General features: G+C 69.6%; 14 protein-coding genes. 8 read left to right on the top strand and 6 right to left on the bottom strand.

Features of this window, described 5'->3' with window-relative positions:
• The first annotated feature begins 14 nt into the window (after nt 1-14).
• The 4 genes from AORI_RS55030 to AORI_RS55015 all read left to right on the top strand — a co-directional run bounded on the left by AORI_RS55030 (nt 15) and on the right by AORI_RS55015 (nt 3,830).
• Nucleotides 15-941: an ABC transporter ATP-binding protein gene (locus AORI_RS55030; RefSeq protein ID WP_016333164.1), complete on the top strand. Its 927-nt coding sequence runs from the start codon at nt 15-17 to the stop codon at nt 939-941.
• Entirely contained in the window at nt 938-1,735 is a 798-nt protein-coding gene (locus AORI_RS55025; RefSeq protein WP_016333163.1) for an ABC transporter permease, read from the top strand. The genes AORI_RS55030 and AORI_RS55025 overlap by 4 nt, the downstream gene beginning before the upstream one ends.
• Before the next feature lie 64 nt (nt 1,736-1,799).
• A complete protein-coding gene (locus AORI_RS55020; protein ID WP_016333162.1) occupies nt 1,800-2,768 on the top strand; it encodes a COX15/CtaA family protein in 969 nt (322 codons plus the stop codon).
• A gap of 114 nt (nt 2,769-2,882) precedes the next feature.
• Nucleotides 2,883-3,830: an acyl-CoA desaturase gene (locus AORI_RS55015; RefSeq protein WP_016333161.1), complete on the top strand. Its 948-nt coding sequence runs from the start codon at nt 2,883-2,885 to the stop codon at nt 3,828-3,830.
• 40 nt (nt 3,831-3,870) lie between these two features.
• On the opposite strand, the gene AORI_RS55010 is transcribed toward AORI_RS55015, so the two are convergent.
• Nucleotides 3,871-4,737 carry an ATP-grasp domain-containing protein gene (locus AORI_RS55010; RefSeq protein WP_016333160.1) on the bottom strand — a complete coding sequence of 289 codons (867 nt, stop codon included), beginning with the start codon at nt 4,735-4,737 and terminating at the stop codon, nt 3,871-3,873.
• Complete coding sequence (locus tag AORI_RS55005; RefSeq protein ID WP_016333159.1) at nt 4,734-5,042, bottom strand: hypothetical protein; 309 nt, start codon at nt 5,040-5,042, stop codon at nt 4,734-4,736. The genes AORI_RS55010 and AORI_RS55005 overlap by 4 nt, the downstream gene beginning before the upstream one ends.
• 95 nt (nt 5,043-5,137) lie before the next feature.
• Here AORI_RS55005 and AORI_RS55000 point away from each other — a divergent pair, with 95 nt between their 5' ends.
• Both AORI_RS55000 and AORI_RS54995 read left to right on the top strand, forming a co-directional pair.
• Entirely contained in the window at nt 5,138-6,109 is a 972-nt protein-coding gene (locus tag AORI_RS55000) for a quinone oxidoreductase family protein (protein ID WP_016333158.1), read from the top strand.
• Nucleotides 6,106-6,633 (top strand): GNAT family N-acetyltransferase, encoded by a 528-nt coding sequence (locus AORI_RS54995; RefSeq protein WP_016333157.1) that lies wholly within the window; start codon nt 6,106-6,108, stop codon nt 6,631-6,633. The genes AORI_RS55000 and AORI_RS54995 overlap by 4 nt, the downstream gene beginning before the upstream one ends.
• A 49-nt stretch (nt 6,634-6,682) precedes the next feature.
• Here AORI_RS54995 and AORI_RS54990 read toward each other — a convergent pair whose 3' ends face one another.
• From AORI_RS54990 to AORI_RS54975, 4 genes are all read right to left on the bottom strand, one after another.
• Nucleotides 6,683-7,252 carry an FKBP-type peptidyl-prolyl cis-trans isomerase gene (locus tag AORI_RS54990; protein WP_016333156.1) on the bottom strand — a complete coding sequence of 190 codons (570 nt, stop codon included), beginning with the start codon at nt 7,250-7,252 and terminating at the stop codon, nt 6,683-6,685.
• Nucleotides 7,253-7,262: 10 nt separating this feature from the next.
• The gene (locus AORI_RS54985; protein ID WP_123798876.1) at nt 7,263-9,518 is read right to left on the bottom strand and encodes a HelD family protein; all 2,256 of its coding nucleotides are present in this window, start codon (nt 9,516-9,518) and stop codon (nt 7,263-7,265) included.
• Nucleotides 9,519-9,588: 70 nt separating this feature from the next.
• On the bottom strand, nt 9,589-10,770 hold the full coding sequence (locus tag AORI_RS54980; RefSeq protein WP_200870968.1) for an MFS transporter: 1,182 nt from the start codon (nt 10,768-10,770) through the stop codon (nt 9,589-9,591).
• Between the two features lie 700 nt (nt 10,771-11,470).
• Nucleotides 11,471-12,451, bottom strand: coding sequence for a heme o synthase (locus AORI_RS54975; RefSeq protein WP_016333153.1), 981 nt, complete (start codon nt 12,449-12,451; stop codon nt 11,471-11,473).
• A gap of 298 nt (nt 12,452-12,749) precedes the next feature.
• On the opposite strand from AORI_RS54975, the gene tkt reads away from it, so the two are divergent.
• Nucleotides 12,750-14,852, top strand: coding sequence for a transketolase (gene tkt / locus AORI_RS54970; protein ID WP_016333152.1), 2,103 nt, complete (start codon nt 12,750-12,752; stop codon nt 14,850-14,852).
• Nucleotides 14,853-14,862: 10 nt separating this feature from the next.
• Nucleotides 14,863-15,975 (top strand): transaldolase, encoded by a 1,113-nt coding sequence (gene tal / locus AORI_RS54965; RefSeq protein WP_016333151.1) that lies wholly within the window; start codon nt 14,863-14,865, stop codon nt 15,973-15,975.
• Nucleotides 15,976-15,977 lie beyond the last annotated feature (2 nt).

Here is a 15,977-nt window from a genome sequence, read left to right as displayed (position 1 = left end):
TATCGTGACCTGTCGTGAACGCCCCCGCCGTCGAGATCACCGGGCTGGTGAAGCGCTACGGATCCACCACCGCCGTCGATGGACTCGACCTGCGGATGGAACGTGGCACCCTGCTCGCTCTGCTCGGCCCGAACGGGGCCGGCAAGACCACCACCGTCGAGATCTGCGAAGGCTTCCTGCGGCCTGACGACGGCGACGTCCGCGTGCTGGGCCTGAACCCGGCGCGCGACGGCGCGGCGCTGCGGCCCCGGATCGGCGTGATGCCCCAGGGCGGCGGCGCGTATCCCGGCGTCCGCGCCGACGAGATGCTCGGCCTGGTCGCCGCGTGCGCCGCGAACCCGCTCGACCCGGCCTGGCTGCTGGACGTCCTCGGTCTTTCGGGAGCGAGGAAGACGCCGTTCAAACGGCTTTCCGGCGGGCAGCAGCAACGGCTCTCGCTCGCCTGCGCGCTCGTCGGACGCCCGGAGCTGCTCTTCCTCGACGAGCCGACGGCGGGGATGGACCCGCAGGCCCGCCGCCTGGTCTGGGATCTGCTCGAAGCGCTGCGCGCCGACGGGGTCAGCGTGCTGCTCACCACGCATCTGATGGAGGAGGCCGAAACGCTGGCCGACACCGTGGTGATCGTCGACCACGGCAAGGTCGTCGTCGAAGGCTCCCCGCAGTCGCTGACCGTCGAAGCCGGCGAGACCGCGCAGCTGCGCTTCAAGGCTCGCACGAAGCTCGACACCGCGCTGCTGACCGCGGCGCTGCCCGAGGGGCATCTCGTCCACGAGTCGGCGCCGGGGACGTACCTCGTCGAGGGCGCGATCGACCCGCAGGTGGTGTCGACGGTGACCGCGTGGTGCGCGCAGCAGGGTGTCATGCCGGAGGAACTGCAGGTCGGCAGGCGCACGCTGGAAGAGGTCTTCCTGGAGCTGACCGGACGGGAACTGCGCGCATGACGACTTCCACTCCCCGGTTCCCCGCGGGGACGTTCACCCCCGCTCCCGGTCGCGGTTCGCTCGGCAAGATGCTGCGCACGCACGCGAAGGTCGAAGCGAGCCTGACGCTGCGCCACGGCGAGCAGATCCTGCTGACCCTGCTCATCCCGCTCGCGCTGCTGATCGGCCTGTCGCTGCTGGACATCCTGCCGTCGTCGCAACTCGGCGACGCGTCCAAAGTGGACTGGATCACGCCGAGGATCCTGGCGCTGGCGGTGATGTCTTCGGCGTTCACCGGACAGGCCATCGCGCTGGGCTTCGACCGACGCTACGGCGTCCTCAAACGGCTTTCCGCCACCGCGCTGCCCCGCTGGTTGCTCGTCGCGGGCCGGGTGGCCGCCGCGCTGGTGGTGGTCGCGCTGCAGGCGGTGATCCTCGGTGTGGTCGCCGCGCTGCTCGGCTGGTCGCCGTCACTCGGCGGCATCCTCGGCGCCATCCCGTTCCTGCTCGTCGGCACGCTCGCTTTCGGCGCGCTGGGGCTGCTGCTCGGCGGGGCGCTGCGCGCGGAGGCCGTACTGGCGCTGGCGAACATCGTCTGGTTCGTGCTCCTGCTCGCGGGCGGCATCCTGCTGGCGCCGTCGACGATGCCGTCCGGCGTCGCGTGGATCGTCGAACTGCTGCCCTCGGGCGCGCTCGCCGAAGGCCTGCGCTCGGTGCTGCTGGACGGTTCGTTCGGCTGGGGCCCGTTCGCGGTACTCGTCGGCTGGGGTGTCGTCGCCGGCGCGCTGGCGAGCAAGACCACCAAGCTCACCTGAGGCGGCCGACACAGCGGGTGCGGCCGGTGGAAGGCTCTCAGGAAGGGCGTTCTAGCATCGGACGGTGCCGTTCCAGAGCCTTGTAGCGCGTCTGCCGTATCCCTCGTTCGCGGTCCAGCGAGCGGTCGCGATAGCGGCGGTGATCGCACAGGCGGGCATCGGCGTCACCGGATCGGTCGTCCGGGTCACGGGTTCAGGCCTCGGCTGCCCGACCTGGCCGCAGTGCGTCGAAGGCAGCATCGTGCCGGTCGCACACCCCGAGTTGGACATGCTCACCCAGTGGATCGAGTTCAGCAACCGGTTGCTGACCGGCGTGGTCATCCTGGTCGCCGCGCTGTGCGTGATCACCGCGTGGCGCGTGCAGATCGAGCACCCGAGCCGCCGCCGTCTGGTGAAACTGGCCTGGACGATGCCCGCCGGCGTGATGCTGCAGGCCGTCGTCGGCGGGATCACCGTGCTCGCGAAACTCGAATGGTGGACCGTCGCGCTCCACTTCCTGGCCTCCACTCCCCTGGTCTGGCTCGCGGTGCTGCTGCTGCGGGCGTTCAAGGAGGGTGACGAGCCCGCGCGCTGGCTGATCCCGGACGCGGGCCGCAAGACCCTGATCGTGCTCGCCGCGGCCATGTGGGCCGTGCTCGTCGCGGGCACCGTGGTGACCGGCGCGGGCCCGCACGGCGGCGACCCCGGCACCCACCGGCTCCAGGCCCCGATCGAGACGCTCACCCAGGTCCACGGCGGACTGCTGGTGGTCTACCTGATCGTGCTGGCCGTCTTCGGGCTCCAGTTGATGCGGGGCGAGACGCCGAAGCCGGTGTGGCGGCGGTACACGATCGTGTGGGTCGTCGCGCTTTCCCAGGGCGTCCTGGGCTCGGTGCAGTACGCGCTCGGCGTGCCGGAAGCGCTGGTCTCGCTCCACGTCCTCGGCTCCGCGCTGGTGATCATCTCGACGGCCGCGCTGTGGTGCGGTTCGCGCGATCGTGGCCCCGCGCCGGTTTCGCCCGCCGCCGATCGGGAACTCGCCACTTCGAACTGACCCCTTGGCAAACCGGACGTAACCCCCGGGCGGCGTGCTCGCCAGACACTGCCCTTACGCTGCGCTCGGTGCCCCACTCGGGGGTCACCACCGAGTCGAGGCACGAGGTGTCGCATGACCGCCAGCACCGAGCCGGACGCACCGGCCAGTCCGTCCAAACCCCTGATCTCCCACCGCCGGGGTTCCGGCGAGATGCTGATACTCAAGACCTTCCTGCTGGTCCCGTTCGTCGCGCTGCTCGCCGCCGTGCCGATCGTGTGGGGCTGGGGCATGACCTGGGTCGATCTGGCGCTGGCCGCCGTGTTCTACACCGTCGGAACGCTCGGAGTGACCGTCGGCTACCACCGCTACTTCACCCACGGCGCGTTCAAGGCCGGGCGCCCGCTGCGGGTCGCGCTCGCCATCGCCGGGAGTTTCGCGGTGCAGGGTTCGGTGATCTTCTGGGTGGCCAGCCACCGCCGCCACCACGCCTTCGCCGACCGTGAAGGCGACCCGCACTCCCCCTGGCTGTTCGGGACGTCGCCCGGGGCGCTGCTGCGCGGCTTCTGGCACGCGCACATGGGCTGGATGTTCAGCCGCGAGGTGACCAACTACGACCGGTTCGCGCCGGACCTGGTGGCGGACAAGGATCTTCGCGTGGTGAACCGCTACTTCTGGCTGTGGATCACGCTGAGCCTCGCGCTGCCCGCGATCCTCGGTGGACTGATCAGCTGGTCGTGGTGGGGTGTGGTGACCGGGTTCTTCTGGGCCGGGCTCGTCCGGATCGCGTTCCTGCACCACGTCACCTGGTCGGTGAACTCGATCTGCCACCTGGTCGGCGAGCGCCCGTTCGCCAGCCGCGACAAGGCGGCGAACTTCTGGCCGCTGGCGATCCTGTCCATGGGCGAGTCGTGGCACAACTCCCACCACGCCGACCCGACCTGCGCGCGGCACGGTGTCCTGCGCGGACAGGTCGACGTGTCGGCGCGGGTGATCTGGCTGTTCGAGAAGTTCGGCTGGGCGCGGGACGTGCGGTGGCCGAAGCCGGAGCGGTTGGCCGCGAAACTCGTCAAACCCGCCTGACCCCCTAGCGCGCCATGAACGGGCCGTTCATGGCATCGGGTCAGGCGAGTTGCTGGCGGACGGCGGAGGCGAACCGCCAGGCCGCGGCGGCATCGGTCTGCCGGAACCCGAGCGAAGGCTCGACGAGCTCCAGCTCCAGCAGCAGCGGCCTGCCGTCCGGCCCGGCGACGAGGTCCACACGGGCGTAGAGCAGCTCCGCGCGCAGGATGCCCAGCAGCGCCGCCGTCGCGTCCAGAGCGTCTTCGGCCAGCGCACGGTATCCCGCGGCGGGCTGCACCGGCGCGAGTTTCTCCGTCACGTATAGCCCGGATTCGTCGAGTTCCCGGCCCAGCATCGCGGCCTTCGAGAACGCGTGCGAGTACACGCCGCCGAAGTACACCAGCGCGATCTCGCCGTCACTGTCCACACTGGACTGGTACGGCTGGAGCAGCACGGTGTTCCCGTCCGCCTGCAACCCGGACAGGTGCGCGGCGGCCGCGTCGCCCTCGGTGAACCGGCCCGCACCGCGCGAACCGGCGCCGATGGCGGGCTTCAGCACGAACTCGCCCTTGGGCCAGCGCGGTGCCTTGTCGTCCGGCGCGATCAGGGTCGTCGGCACGACCGCCACCCCGGCGTCGCCGAGTTCGGCCAGGTAGGACTTGTCGGTGTTCCAGCGCACGACCTCGGCCGAATTGGACAGCGACGGCACGGACTCGGTCCAGGACAGGAACTCGTCGTGGCGCTCCGCGTAGTCCCAGGTGGCGCGCAGCACGACGATGTCCGCGGCGCCGAAGTCGACCGTCGTGTCGTCCCAGGCGGCCCAGCGGGTCTTGAAGCCGAGGTCGGCCAGCGCCTCGGGAACGGCGTGCTCGTCGCCGTCGCCTTCCGGCAGCGTGGAGCAGGCGACGAAGATCGCGGAGCCGCTCACTTCCCCGCCATCCGGCGGCGGTGCTCGGCGCCGATCTTGGTGGCCTTCACGGTCTCGCTGTCCCATTCGGCGGGTTCGAGGTCTTCGACGGCCTCGACCAGCGCCTCGCCCGCCTCCACGGAGGTGACGACGACGTCGCCGAGCGCACCGTCGGCGCCCACGAGCACGACCCGCGCGCCGGCCCGGCCGATGTTCTCCACCACCGCGCGCGACGGCTTCCCGTGCCGCTTCACGAAGTCGCGGGCGGCCGCGACCTGGCGCGACGTGGGGGCGGCGGTCTCGGTCTTCTCTTCGGTCTCAGCCACGCGCCGAGCTTAACCGCGAAAGGCCCGGGACGCGGAATAACCGTGGCGTCGGCCATAGTTGTCCCGGTCGGAACGACCTTGAACGAGGAGGATGTATGCCCGCGGCAGTACAGATCCGGCGAACCGGTGGCCCCGAAGTCCTTGAACTGTCGGAAGTCGAGGTCGGCGAACCCGGTTCCGGTGAACTGCTCGTGGACGTCGCGGCGGCGGGCGTCAACTACATCGACACCTACCACCGCGAGGGCATCTACCCGGTCGACACGCCGTTCGTCCTCGGCATGGAGGGGGCCGGCACGGTGGCCGCGGTCGGCGCGGACGTGACCGGTTTCGCCGTCGGCGACCGGGTCGCCTGGCAGGGTTCGCTGGGCAGCTACGCCCAGCGTCGCCTGGTTCCCGCCACCATCGCGGTGAAGATCCCGGACGGCGTTTCCGAGGAGACCGCCGCCGCCACGATGCTCCAGGGGATCACCGCGCACGCGCTGATCGCCTCGACCTACGAGGTCAAGGCCGGTGACGACGTGCTGATCCACGCCGCGGCGGGCGGGATGGGCCTGCTGCTGGTCCAGCTGGCCAAGGCGCGCGGCGCCCGGGTGATCGGCACCGTCTCCACCGACGAGAAGGCCGAACTCGCCAAGCAGGCGGGCGCGGACGACGTCATCCGCTACGACCAGGTCGACTTCGCCAAGGCCACCCGCGACCTCACCGGCGGTAAGGGGGTCGAGGTCGTTTACGACGGTGTCGGCAAGTCCACTGTGGACGGCAGCCTGGCGAGCCTGAAGATCCGCGGCCTGCTCGCCCTCTATGGCGCGGCCAGCGGTCCGGTGCCGCCGATCGACCCGCAGTTGCTCAACCGCAGCGGCTCGGTGTACCTCACCCGCCCGACCTCCGCGCACTACGTGCTCACGCGCGAGGAACTGGAGTGGCGGGTGAACGAGCTGTTCGCCGCCGTTCAGGACGGCTCGCTGAACATCCGGATCGGCGGCCGCTACCCGCTGGCCGACGCCCGTCAGGCGCACGAAGACCTTCAGGGCCGTCGTACCACCGGCAAGCTCCTGCTGATCCCGTGACGGCGCTCTGGCCGGAAGAAGTCCGGCTCACCGGTGAGGGGCTCGTCCTGCGGGAGTGGGCCGAGGAAGACATCGCGTTCATGCCCGGGTTGTTCGACAACCCCGCGGTCGCGCGATTCACGCCACTGCCCTCCCCGTTCGACGAGGTGGCGGCGAAGGCGCACTACGAGAAGTACGTCGCTCGCCGTACCGAGGGCACGGGGCTGCGGCTGGCCATCACGGCCGACGGCGGCGAGCCGCTCGGCGAGGTGGTGCTGTTCCTGAAGGACGATGGGGCCGAGCTCGGGTACGCCGTCGGGCCCGCCCACCGCGGGCAGGACCTGGCGGCGCGGTCGCTGCGGGTGCTCACCGCGCACGCGCTGGACCTCGGGCTCGGCCCGCTCCAGCTGAAGATCGACTCCGAGAACGCCGCCAGCGCGGCCGTCGCCCGCCGCGTCGGTTACGCCCTGACCGACCTGCCTCCGGAGACGAAGGTCGAGAAGGGCCTGGAGATCAGCCTGCTCACCTGGGAGTACGCCGGCTGACTCGTGAGTGGTAAGGACGGTTCTAACCGTCCTTACCACTCACGAGGACTCAGCCTTTGTCGGTCGGAACGCTCACCGCGTCGGTCACGAACACCAGCGTCTCGTTCGGCTCGATGCCGTTCCCGCCCTGGCCGTAGCCGAGGTCCGGCGGGATGATCAGCAGCCGCCGCGCGCCCTGCTTGATCCCTTCGAGTCCCTGGTCCCAGCCCTTGATGACCATGCCGGCGCCGAGCGTCAGCTCGAACGGCTCGCCGCGGTCGAACGAGCTGTCCAGCTTCTGCTTGTTGGACCAGGTGACCAGCGAATAGTTCATCTTCAGGTTCGCGCCCGCCTTGGCGCCCTCGCCGGTGCCGGGCTCGAGGTCCTTGGTGATGAGCTTCTTCGGCGGATCGCAGTCGTCCGGGATGGTGATGGTCGGCGCCTCGCCGAACTTCCCGGTGGTCTTCACGTCCTCGGCCGTGCATTCCTTGCCCTTCGGGGCGGCCGGAGCCGACGACGCCTGCGACGCGGGGGCCGCGCCGGAGGTCTGGGCCGAACCTGCGGTGTTCTGTTTCTCGCCACAGGCCGCCAGCGCGAGGACGCCCGCGCCGATGACCACGATCTTGCCGAATGTGCGCATGCGGCCGACCTTAGCCAAGACCCTCCAGCGCCGGAACAAGGTCACCGGTCTGCACTACGCCCATCCGACGGGTCGCCCTGGTCAGGGCCACATAAAGATCGTTGAGCCCGCGCGGCGACTCGGCGACGACCTCGTCCGGGGCGACCAGCAGGACCGAATCGAACTCAAGCCCCTTCGCCCGCTCGACCGGCATCACCGACACCCGGTCCCCTGACTCGCCGAGCGTCTCCGAAAGAGCCGGGACCAAGGACGTCGGGCACAGCACCGCGACCGTCCCACCGTCCACAGCGGACAGTTCGGCGTCGACGAGGCCGGGCAGTTCCGCGGTGAGCCCCGCCGGGTCCACCGCACGCAGCCAAGGCTCGAAACCCGTCTCCCGCACCGAAACCGGTGCCTCCAGCTCCGGGTTGACGTCGGCGAGCACCCGGGACGCGACGGCCATGATCTCCGCCGGGGTCCGGTAGTTCACGGTCAGTTCTTCGAGCCGCCAGCGGTCGGCGACGTACGGCGAAAGCGCCTCTCCCCACGACTTCGCCCCACCGGCCGCGCCGGTCTGGGCGACGTCGCCGACCAGCGTCATCGACCGGTTCGGCGACCGGCGCATCAGCAGCCGCCAGTCCATCGCGGTCAGTTCCTGCGCCTCGTCGACGATCACGTGCCCGAAGGTCCACGTCCGGTCCTGGGCGGCCCGCTGCGCCGCGGTCATCTCGCTGCGGCGCTGCTGGCGTTCGGCGAACAGTTCGGCGTCGAGGACGTCGCCCACCCGCAGCAGTTCTTCGTCGACGATCTCCTCGTCCTGTTCGAGGATGTCGAGCACGCCTTCCGCGTAGGCGCGGTCCTCCCGCTCGCGGCGGGCGGCCTCGGCACGGGCCTCGGTGTCGTCCTCGCCGAGCAGCTCGGCGAGCTCGTCGAGCAACGGGACGTCCGACGGGCTCCATTTCGCGTCCGTCGGGCTGTAGAGATGCTCACGATCGGTGTCCGACAAGGCTTTCCCGGCCGCGCTGCGCAACCGTTCGCGGTCGGCGAACAGCTCGTCGAGCACGATCTCCGGGGTGAGTTTCGGCCACAGCCCGTTGATCGCTGCGGCCACGTTCCTGTCCGCGGCGACCTCGGCCCGGATGTCCTGGACGTCGCGCGCGTCGAGCAGGTCCTCCCCCAGTTTGCGGGCGGCCTGCCTGGTCAGCGCGTCGAGGAGGTCCGAGACGAAGATCCGCCGCGCGAGGTTGTGCGGACGGCGCGACCGCCGGGCCCGCGTCCGCGCCTCGGTGCAGGTCTTGCGGTCCAGCATGAGGATCTCGCGCTCGAACTCGATCTCCAGCACCGGCTCCGGTACCCGCTGACGGTCGCGGACCGCGTTGGCGAGCACGTCGGCCATCACCGGACGGCCCTTGATCTCGGCGGCCTCGCGCGTGACCGGCCCGGCGGCGTCCAGGCCGGGGTACAGCTGCCCGATCGTGGCCAGCAGCACCCCGGTCTCGCCCAGCGACGGCAGAACCTGCCCGATGTAGCGGAGGAACGTGCTGTTCGGCCCGACCACCAGCACGCCACGCGTGGTGAGCTGCTGGCGATGCGTGTAGAGCAGGTACGCCGCGCGGTGCAGCGCGACGGCGGTCTTGCCGGTGCCCGGCCCGCCCTGGACCACCAGGACGCCGTTCGGCGACGCGCGGATGATGCGGTCCTGCTCGGCCTGGATGGTGGCGACGATGTCGCTCATCTCGCCGGTGCGGCGGCGATCCAGCGCGGCCAGCAACGCCGCCTCGACCGCGAGCCCGAGGTCCTGACCCTGGTCAGCGGCGGAGAGGTCGAGGATCTCGTCGTCGACGCCGACGACCTTCCGGCTCAGCGACCGGATGTGACGGCGCCGCCGGACACCTTCGGGTGAAGCGGCGGTGGCGAGATAGAAGGGCCGCGCGACCGGCGCGCGCCAGTCGACCAGCAGCGGACGGTAGTCGTCGTCCTCGTCGAACAACCCGAGCCGCCCGATGTAGGTGGTCTCCTCCGCGTGGTCCGGCAGGAAGTCGAGACGGCCGAAGCACAGGCCCTGCTCGACGGAGCTCAGCTGGGCCAGCCTGTCGGTGTAGAGCGTCGTGGCGACGTCGCGTTCGGTGCGCGCCTGCGGGGTGCCGCCGGTCTGGCGCAGCGTCTCGTCGAGCCTGCGCTGCGCGTCGACGCGTTCGGTGTCGAGCTTGCGGTAGAGGGTGGTGACGTACTGCTGCTCGAGCGCGACGTCCTGCTCGAGCGCGTCGAGTTCCCGGTCCGGGGACACGGACAAAAGCAGCCTGCTTTCGAGAGGTGGGACAGGGGCCGAACGAAGTACAACGGCGCCCGCCATCATCTCATTCCCGCGCTTTCACCCGGACCAGGAGGAAGGCCGACAGGGACAGGACGGTCGCCACACTCGCCCACACGACGTTTTCGTGGAGCAGGACGGCGAAAGTGGCCGCGAGCCCCGCGATGGACTGCGCGACGAACCCGCACAACGCGACGGCGTAGGCGCCGTGTCCGGGAACCTCGCTCACCGCGACGGCCATGCTGCTCGGGAAGAGCGCGGCCTGGCCGAAGGTGGTCCCGCAGTACAGCGCGACGAACGTCACGAAGGCGGCCGTGAGCGGGATCGCGGGCACGAGCCACAAGACGACCGTCAGCAGGCCGGCGCCCGTCATGATCAGCGCGCCCGCGCGCATCAGCCACGGCGAACCCTTGCGTCCTGCCAGCCGGTTGACCAGCAGCGCGCCGGCGAAGTACGCGAGCCCGAACAGGAGACCGAGGGCGCCGTACTGGTCCGCGCTCAGCCCGAAGTGCTGCTGGAAGACGAACGGCGCGACCTCCTGGAGGAGCACGATCGTCGCGAAGCCGAGCCCCGCCGCGATCGTCGGCCGCAGGAACGCCGGAACGGTGAGGATCCGGAGGTAGATCCGGACCATGCCGGTCTTCTCCGCGCGGCTCTCGCGGAGCGGAATCGTCAGCGTGCCCAGGGCACAGAGCACGCCCGCCGCCGTCAGCACCACGAACCCGCCCTGCCACCCGCCGATCAGCCCGCCGGCGAACTGCCCGCCACCGAGAGCGGTGACGAACGCGATGGACAGCACCGAGAGGCGTTGGGCGAGCGCGTCGCCGTCGCCGAGGTCCCGCACGACGATGCGGGCGATGATCGCCGCGCCTCCGGCGCCGATCCCTTGCAGGGAACGGAGAACGAGCAGCCACGCGGGCGACGTGTTGACGATCAGGACCGCGCTGGATGCGACGAACAGGCCCAGCGCCGCCAGCATCGCCGCCCGTCGCCCGAGCCGGTCGGCCGCCCGGCCCCACAGCACCACCGGAGCCGCCGCGCCGACGACGAACAGCGACACCGAGAGCGCCGCGAAACTGCGCGAGACCGCGAAGTCGCGCTCGATCAGCGGGAGGGAAGGGAGGTAGATCGTCGTCGCCATCTGGGCCGTGAAGACGATCAGGCAGGCGACCGCCATGGTCGCTCGCCCGGCTCGGACGGTGACCGGACGCTCGGTTGTGCTCGTCACCCCGTCGGACGGTACCGACGGGTAACCCGGGTGGGCAACGCACGCCAGCAGGTGGGAAACCAGGTTGCGGTGGGACTTCTGGTCGCGTTAGTCGTGAGTGGTGAGGACGTTGGGGCGCCGCACTCACGTGATCGAAGGCGGAACACCCCGAGTGCCGCCTCCAATCACGCGAGTTATGCCTGTGCTCACCCCGCGCCTGGGGTGTCCAGTCCGTGAAGGCCTCCTTGAGGGACCCAGAGTCCCTCAAGGAGGCCTTCACGGACTTCGGACCAGTAGGTACAGAGGACACGGTTGGCTCTGACCCGAATCGCCACTCACGAGACGCGCCCCACTACGCCACTGTCACACTCGCTCGCCCAAGTACATGAAGGCCCCCTTCCTGTACCTAGGCGCAAGGAAGGGGGCCTTCATGTACTTACGGAAGGTTTGAAGGCCGAATTTCCTCGGCTGAGCCGAGGGAAGGGCCCCTTCACGCGCATCCGCTGTGACTGCTGAGGCTGGTGGTGTCGCAGAGCCGCGGGTGGCGATCGTGCAGTCCGTGAAGGCCTCCTTCCCTACCTTCAGGGTAGGCAAGGAGGCCTTCACGGACCTGCGGCCAATGGCCACCTGGACCGAACGCGCACCGCACCCAGCCCAACACGCGTGAAGGCCCCCTTCCCGCGGCTCAGCCGAGGGAAGGGGGCCTTCACGCGCTACAAGATCAGAAAGGCAGCCCGATGGCGGGAAGCCCGATCGCCGAGTCCACCGCCAGCGCGACGAACACGATCATCAGGTACGTGTTCGACCGGTGGAACAGCGACATCGGCTTGGTCTCCTCGCCGCGCCGCACCGCCGCGTTCAGGCTGTGCGCGTAGAAGAGGAACCAGCCGCCCGCCAGGATCGCGAACGTCGTGTAGATCCAGCTCGTCACCGGGACCAGCAGCAGCGTCCACGCGACCATCACCCACGAGTAGATGACGATCTGCCGCGCCACGTGCTGCGGGGTGGCGACCACCGGCAGCATCGGCACGCCGGCGCGCTCGTAGTCCTCGCGGTACTTCATGCCCAGCGCCCAGGTGTGCGGCGGGGTCCAGAAGAAGATGACGCCGAACATCACGAACGCGGGCCATTCGACCGTGCCGGTGACGGCGGCCCAGCCGATGACGACCGGCATGCAGCCCGCCGCGCCGCCCCAGACCACGTTCTGTGACGTACGCCGCTTCAACACCAGCGTGTAGACGAAGATGTAGAAGAGGATCGTCACGATCGCGAGGATCGCCGAGAGCAGGTTCACCGTGAAATAGAGCACGACGAACGACAGGACGCCGAGCACGAGACCGAAGATCAGCGCGCCTCGCCGGGGAACGGATTCCTTCACCAGCGGCCGGCGCTTCGTGCGGTTCATCACCTTGTCGATGTCCGCGTCGATCACGCAGTTCAAGGCGTTGGCGCTGCCGGCGGCCATGGTGCCGCCCACGAGCGTCGCGAGGACCAGCCACGGGGACGGGATTTCCCGGCCGGCGAGGAACATCGCGGGAATCGTGGTGACCAGGAGGAGCTCGATCACCCTGGGCTTCGCGAGGGCGGCGTACGCGCCGACGACCTGGCGGATTGTTCGCCGGCCACCGTGCGGTCGTTCACCGGTCGGATGTACGGCGCTGGTGCTGTCACTGCGTCCGTGCGCAGCGTTCACCAACGACATTTCACTCCCTGCGTCAGTTTTCGGGGCGGGGCCCACCAGGCTTCCGGGTGATGTGGCGGCCCCGGATCCCGTGTTCTGAACCCTTCCCCGATGGTAGACGTGCTGTTTCCAGAGGGTGATCGCGGGTCCTCGACCGGCCGAACCATTAGGCTGGCCGCGGTAGCTCGCGGCGTGCCCCTGCGAACGGCCCGGAGCAGGAATATCGTCCCTTCCGGATCGATTGAGATTAGTAGCGGTACACGTGGGCTATCCACGAGGGAAGAGAAGCCACAACCTGATGACGGGGAGTTCGAGTTCAGTGTCCGAAACCGCCTCTACCAGCGAGAAGAACCCACTCCTCCGGCGCAACGTGCCCGCCGACTGGACCGAGAACGACACGCGGGCCGTCGACACCGTGCGGGTGCTCGCCGCGGACGCGGTCGAGAACTGCGGCAGCGGTCACCCCGGCACCGCGATGAGCCTGGCGCCGCTCGCGTACACGCTCTTCCAGCGGACGCTGCGTCATGACCCGGCGGACCCCGAGTGGCCCGCCCGTGACCGCTTCGTCCTCTCCGCCGGTCACTCGAGCCTCACCCTCTACATCCAGCTGTACCTCGCCGGCTTCGGCCTGGAGCTGGAAGACCTGAAGCAGCTGCGCAAGTGGGACTCGAAGACCCCGGGTCACCCGGAGTACCGCCACACCAAGGGCGTCGAGACCACCACCGGCCCGCTCGGGCAGGGCCTGGCCAACGCGGTCGGCATGGCGATGGCGGCCCGCCGCGAGCGCGGCCTGCTGGACCCGGACGCCCCGCAGGGCGAGAGCATCTTCGACCACTACATCTATGTCATCGCCTCCGACGGTGACATCGAAGAGGGCGTCACCGCCGAGGCCTCCTCGATCGCCGGCCGCCAGGAGCTGGGCAACCTGATCGTCTTCTGGGACGACAACGAGATCTCGATCGAGGACGACACCAAGATCGCCCTCTCCGAAGACGTCGTGAAGCGCTACGAGGCCTACGGGTGGCACACCCAGGTCGTCGAGGGTGGCGAGGACGTCGTCGCGATCGAAGAGGCCATCAAGGCCGCGAAGGCCGAGACCGAGCGCCCGTCGTTCATCGCGCTGAAGACCGTCATCGGGTACCCGGCGCCGAAGAAGATGGGCACCGGCAAGGCCCACGGCGCCGCGCTCGGCGCAGAAGAGGTCGCCGCGGTCAAGGAGATCCTGGGCTTCGACCCGGAGCAGAGCTTCCAGGTCGACGACGAGGTCATCGCGCACACCCGCCAGGCCGTCGACCGCGGCAAGGCCGCCCGCGCCGAATGGCAGGAGAAGTTCGAGGCGTGGGGCGCCGCGAACCCGGAGCGCAAGAAGATCGCGGACCGGATGGCCACCCGCTCGCTGCCCGAGGGCTTCGCGGACAACCTGCCGAAGTGGGAGCCGGACGCCAAGGGCATCGCGACCCGCAAGGCCTCCGGTGAGGTGCTCAACGCGCTCGCCGACCCGCTTCCCGAGCTGTGGGGCGGTTCCGCGGACCTCGCGGAGAGCAACAACACCACCATGAAGGGGGCCGACTCGTTCGGCCCGGAGAAGGCTTCCACCGACATGTGGAAGACCAGCCCGTACGGCCGGACGCTGCACTTCGGCATCCGCGAGCACGCGATGGGCTCGATCCTCAACGGCATCGCGCTGCACGGCGGCACCCGCCCCTACGGCGCGACGTTCCTGATCTTCTCCGACTACATGCGCCCGCCCGTGCGGCTGGCCGCGCTGATGAAGGCGCCGGTCACCTACGTGTGGACGCACGACTCGATCGGCCTGGGCGAGGACGGCCCCACCCACCAGCCGATCGAGCAGCTCTCCTCGCTGCGCGCGATCCCCGGCCTCAACGTCGTCCGCCCGGCGGACGCCAACGAGACCGCGTACGCGTGGAAGGCCGTCCTGGAGGACGTCCACCACCCGTCGGGTCTCGCGCTCACCCGGCAGAACGTGCCGGTCCTGGAGGGCACCAGCGCCGAAGGCGTCAAGCGGGGCGGTTACGTCCTCGCCGAGGCGTCCAACGGCAGCCCCGAGGTCGTGCTGATCGCGACCGGCTCCGAGGTCCAGCTGGCCGTCGAGGCCCGCAAGACCCTCGAAGCCGACGGCATCCCGGCGAGCGTCGTCTCGATGCCGTGTGTCGAGTGGTTCGACGCGCAGGAGCAGTCCTACAAGGACTCAGTCATCCCGCCGTCGGTCAAGGCACGTGTCTCCGTGGAGGCCGGTGTCGCCCAGTCGTGGCACCGCTTCACCGGTGACGCCGGGGTGAACGTTTCGATCGAGCACTTCGGTGCGTCGGCCGACGCCGCCACACTGTTCCGTGAGTTCGGTTTCACCGCGGAGGCAGTCGTCGAGGCCGCCCGTCGCTCGATCGCCAACACCAAGAACTGAAGGGGAAAGCATGAGCAACGACAAGCTCGCGCAGCTGTCCGAGGCCGGGGTGTCGATCTGGCTCGACGACCTGTCCCGTGAGCGCCTGAACACGGGCAACCTCGCCGAACTGATCCGCGACAAGCACGTCGTGGGCGTGACGACCAACCCGACGATCTTCGCCAACGCGATGTCGAAGGGCGAGGCGTACGACGAGCAGACCCGCGAGCTCGCTGCCCGCGGCGCCGACGTCGAGGCCACCATCCGGGAGCTGACCACCACCGACGTGCGCAACGCCGCGGACCTGTTCCGCGACGTCTACACCGCCACGAACGGGGTCGACGGCCGGGTGTCCATCGAGGTGGACCCGCGGCTGGCCAAGGACTCCGACAAGACGGTGGCCGAGGCGCAGGACCTGTGGAAGACCGTGGACCGGCCGAACGTGCTGATCAAGATCCCGGCCACCGAAGAGGGTCTCCCGGCGATCACCAAGACCCTCGCCGAAGGCATCAGCGTCAACGTCACGCTGATCTTCTCGGTCGAGCGGTACCGAGCGGTCATCGAGGCCTACTTCGCCGGTCTGGAGCAGGCGAAGGCCAACGGCCACGACCTCAAGGGCATCCACTCGGTCGCGTCGTTCTTCGTGTCCCGTGTGGACACCGAGATCGACAAGCGCCTCGACGCGATCGGCACCGACGCGGCCACCGCGCTGCGCGGTGAGGCCGCCATCGCCAACGCGCGGCTCGCGTACGCGGCGTTCGAGGAGCTCTTCGCTTCGGACCGCTGGAAGGCGCTCGCCGAGGCCGGCGCGAACCCGCAGCGTCCGCTGTGGGCCTCCACCGGCGTGAAGGACCCGCAGTACTCCGACACCCGCTACGTGGACCAGCTCGTCGTCAAGGACACGGTCAACACGATGCCGGAGAAGACCCTCGACGCCGCGGGCGACCACGCCGAGATCACCGGTGACACGGTGACCGGCAAGGGCCCCGACGCGCAGGTCGTCTTCGACAAGCTGCGTGTGGTCGGCATCGACATCGACGACGTGTTCCTGACGCTGGAGAACGAGGGCGTCGAGAAGTTCGAGAAGTCGTGGACCGAGCTTCTCGAGACCGTCACCGGACAGCTGGAAAAGGCGAAGGACTGATC

The organism is Amycolatopsis keratiniphila, assembly GCF_000400635.2.
In the GTDB taxonomy this organism is placed as follows: domain Bacteria; phylum Actinomycetota; class Actinomycetes; order Mycobacteriales; family Pseudonocardiaceae; genus Amycolatopsis; species Amycolatopsis keratiniphila.
The sequence above is the reverse complement of the archived record's forward strand: the minus strand, read 5'-3'. Positions and strand labels throughout refer to the sequence as shown.

Excerpts from the sequence above, each read along its gene's own strand:
- AORI_RS55025 (WP_016333163.1), top strand. The coding sequence starts at position 938 with ATGACGACTTCCACTCCCCGGTTCCCCGCGGGGACGTTCACCCCCGCT.
- AORI_RS55015 (WP_016333161.1), top strand. The coding sequence starts at position 2,883 with ATGACCGCCAGCACCGAGCCGGACGCACCGGCCAGTCCGTCCAAACCC.
- AORI_RS55000 (WP_016333158.1), top strand. The coding sequence starts at position 5,138 with ATGCCCGCGGCAGTACAGATCCGGCGAACCGGTGGCCCCGAAGTCCTT.
- AORI_RS54990 (WP_016333156.1), bottom strand. The coding sequence starts at position 7,252 with ATGCGCACATTCGGCAAGATCGTGGTCATCGGCGCGGGCGTCCTCGCG.
- AORI_RS54975 (WP_016333153.1), bottom strand. The coding sequence starts at position 12,451 with ATGTCGTTGGTGAACGCTGCGCACGGACGCAGTGACAGCACCAGCGCC.
- tal (WP_016333151.1), top strand. The coding sequence starts at position 14,863 with ATGAGCAACGACAAGCTCGCGCAGCTGTCCGAGGCCGGGGTGTCGATC.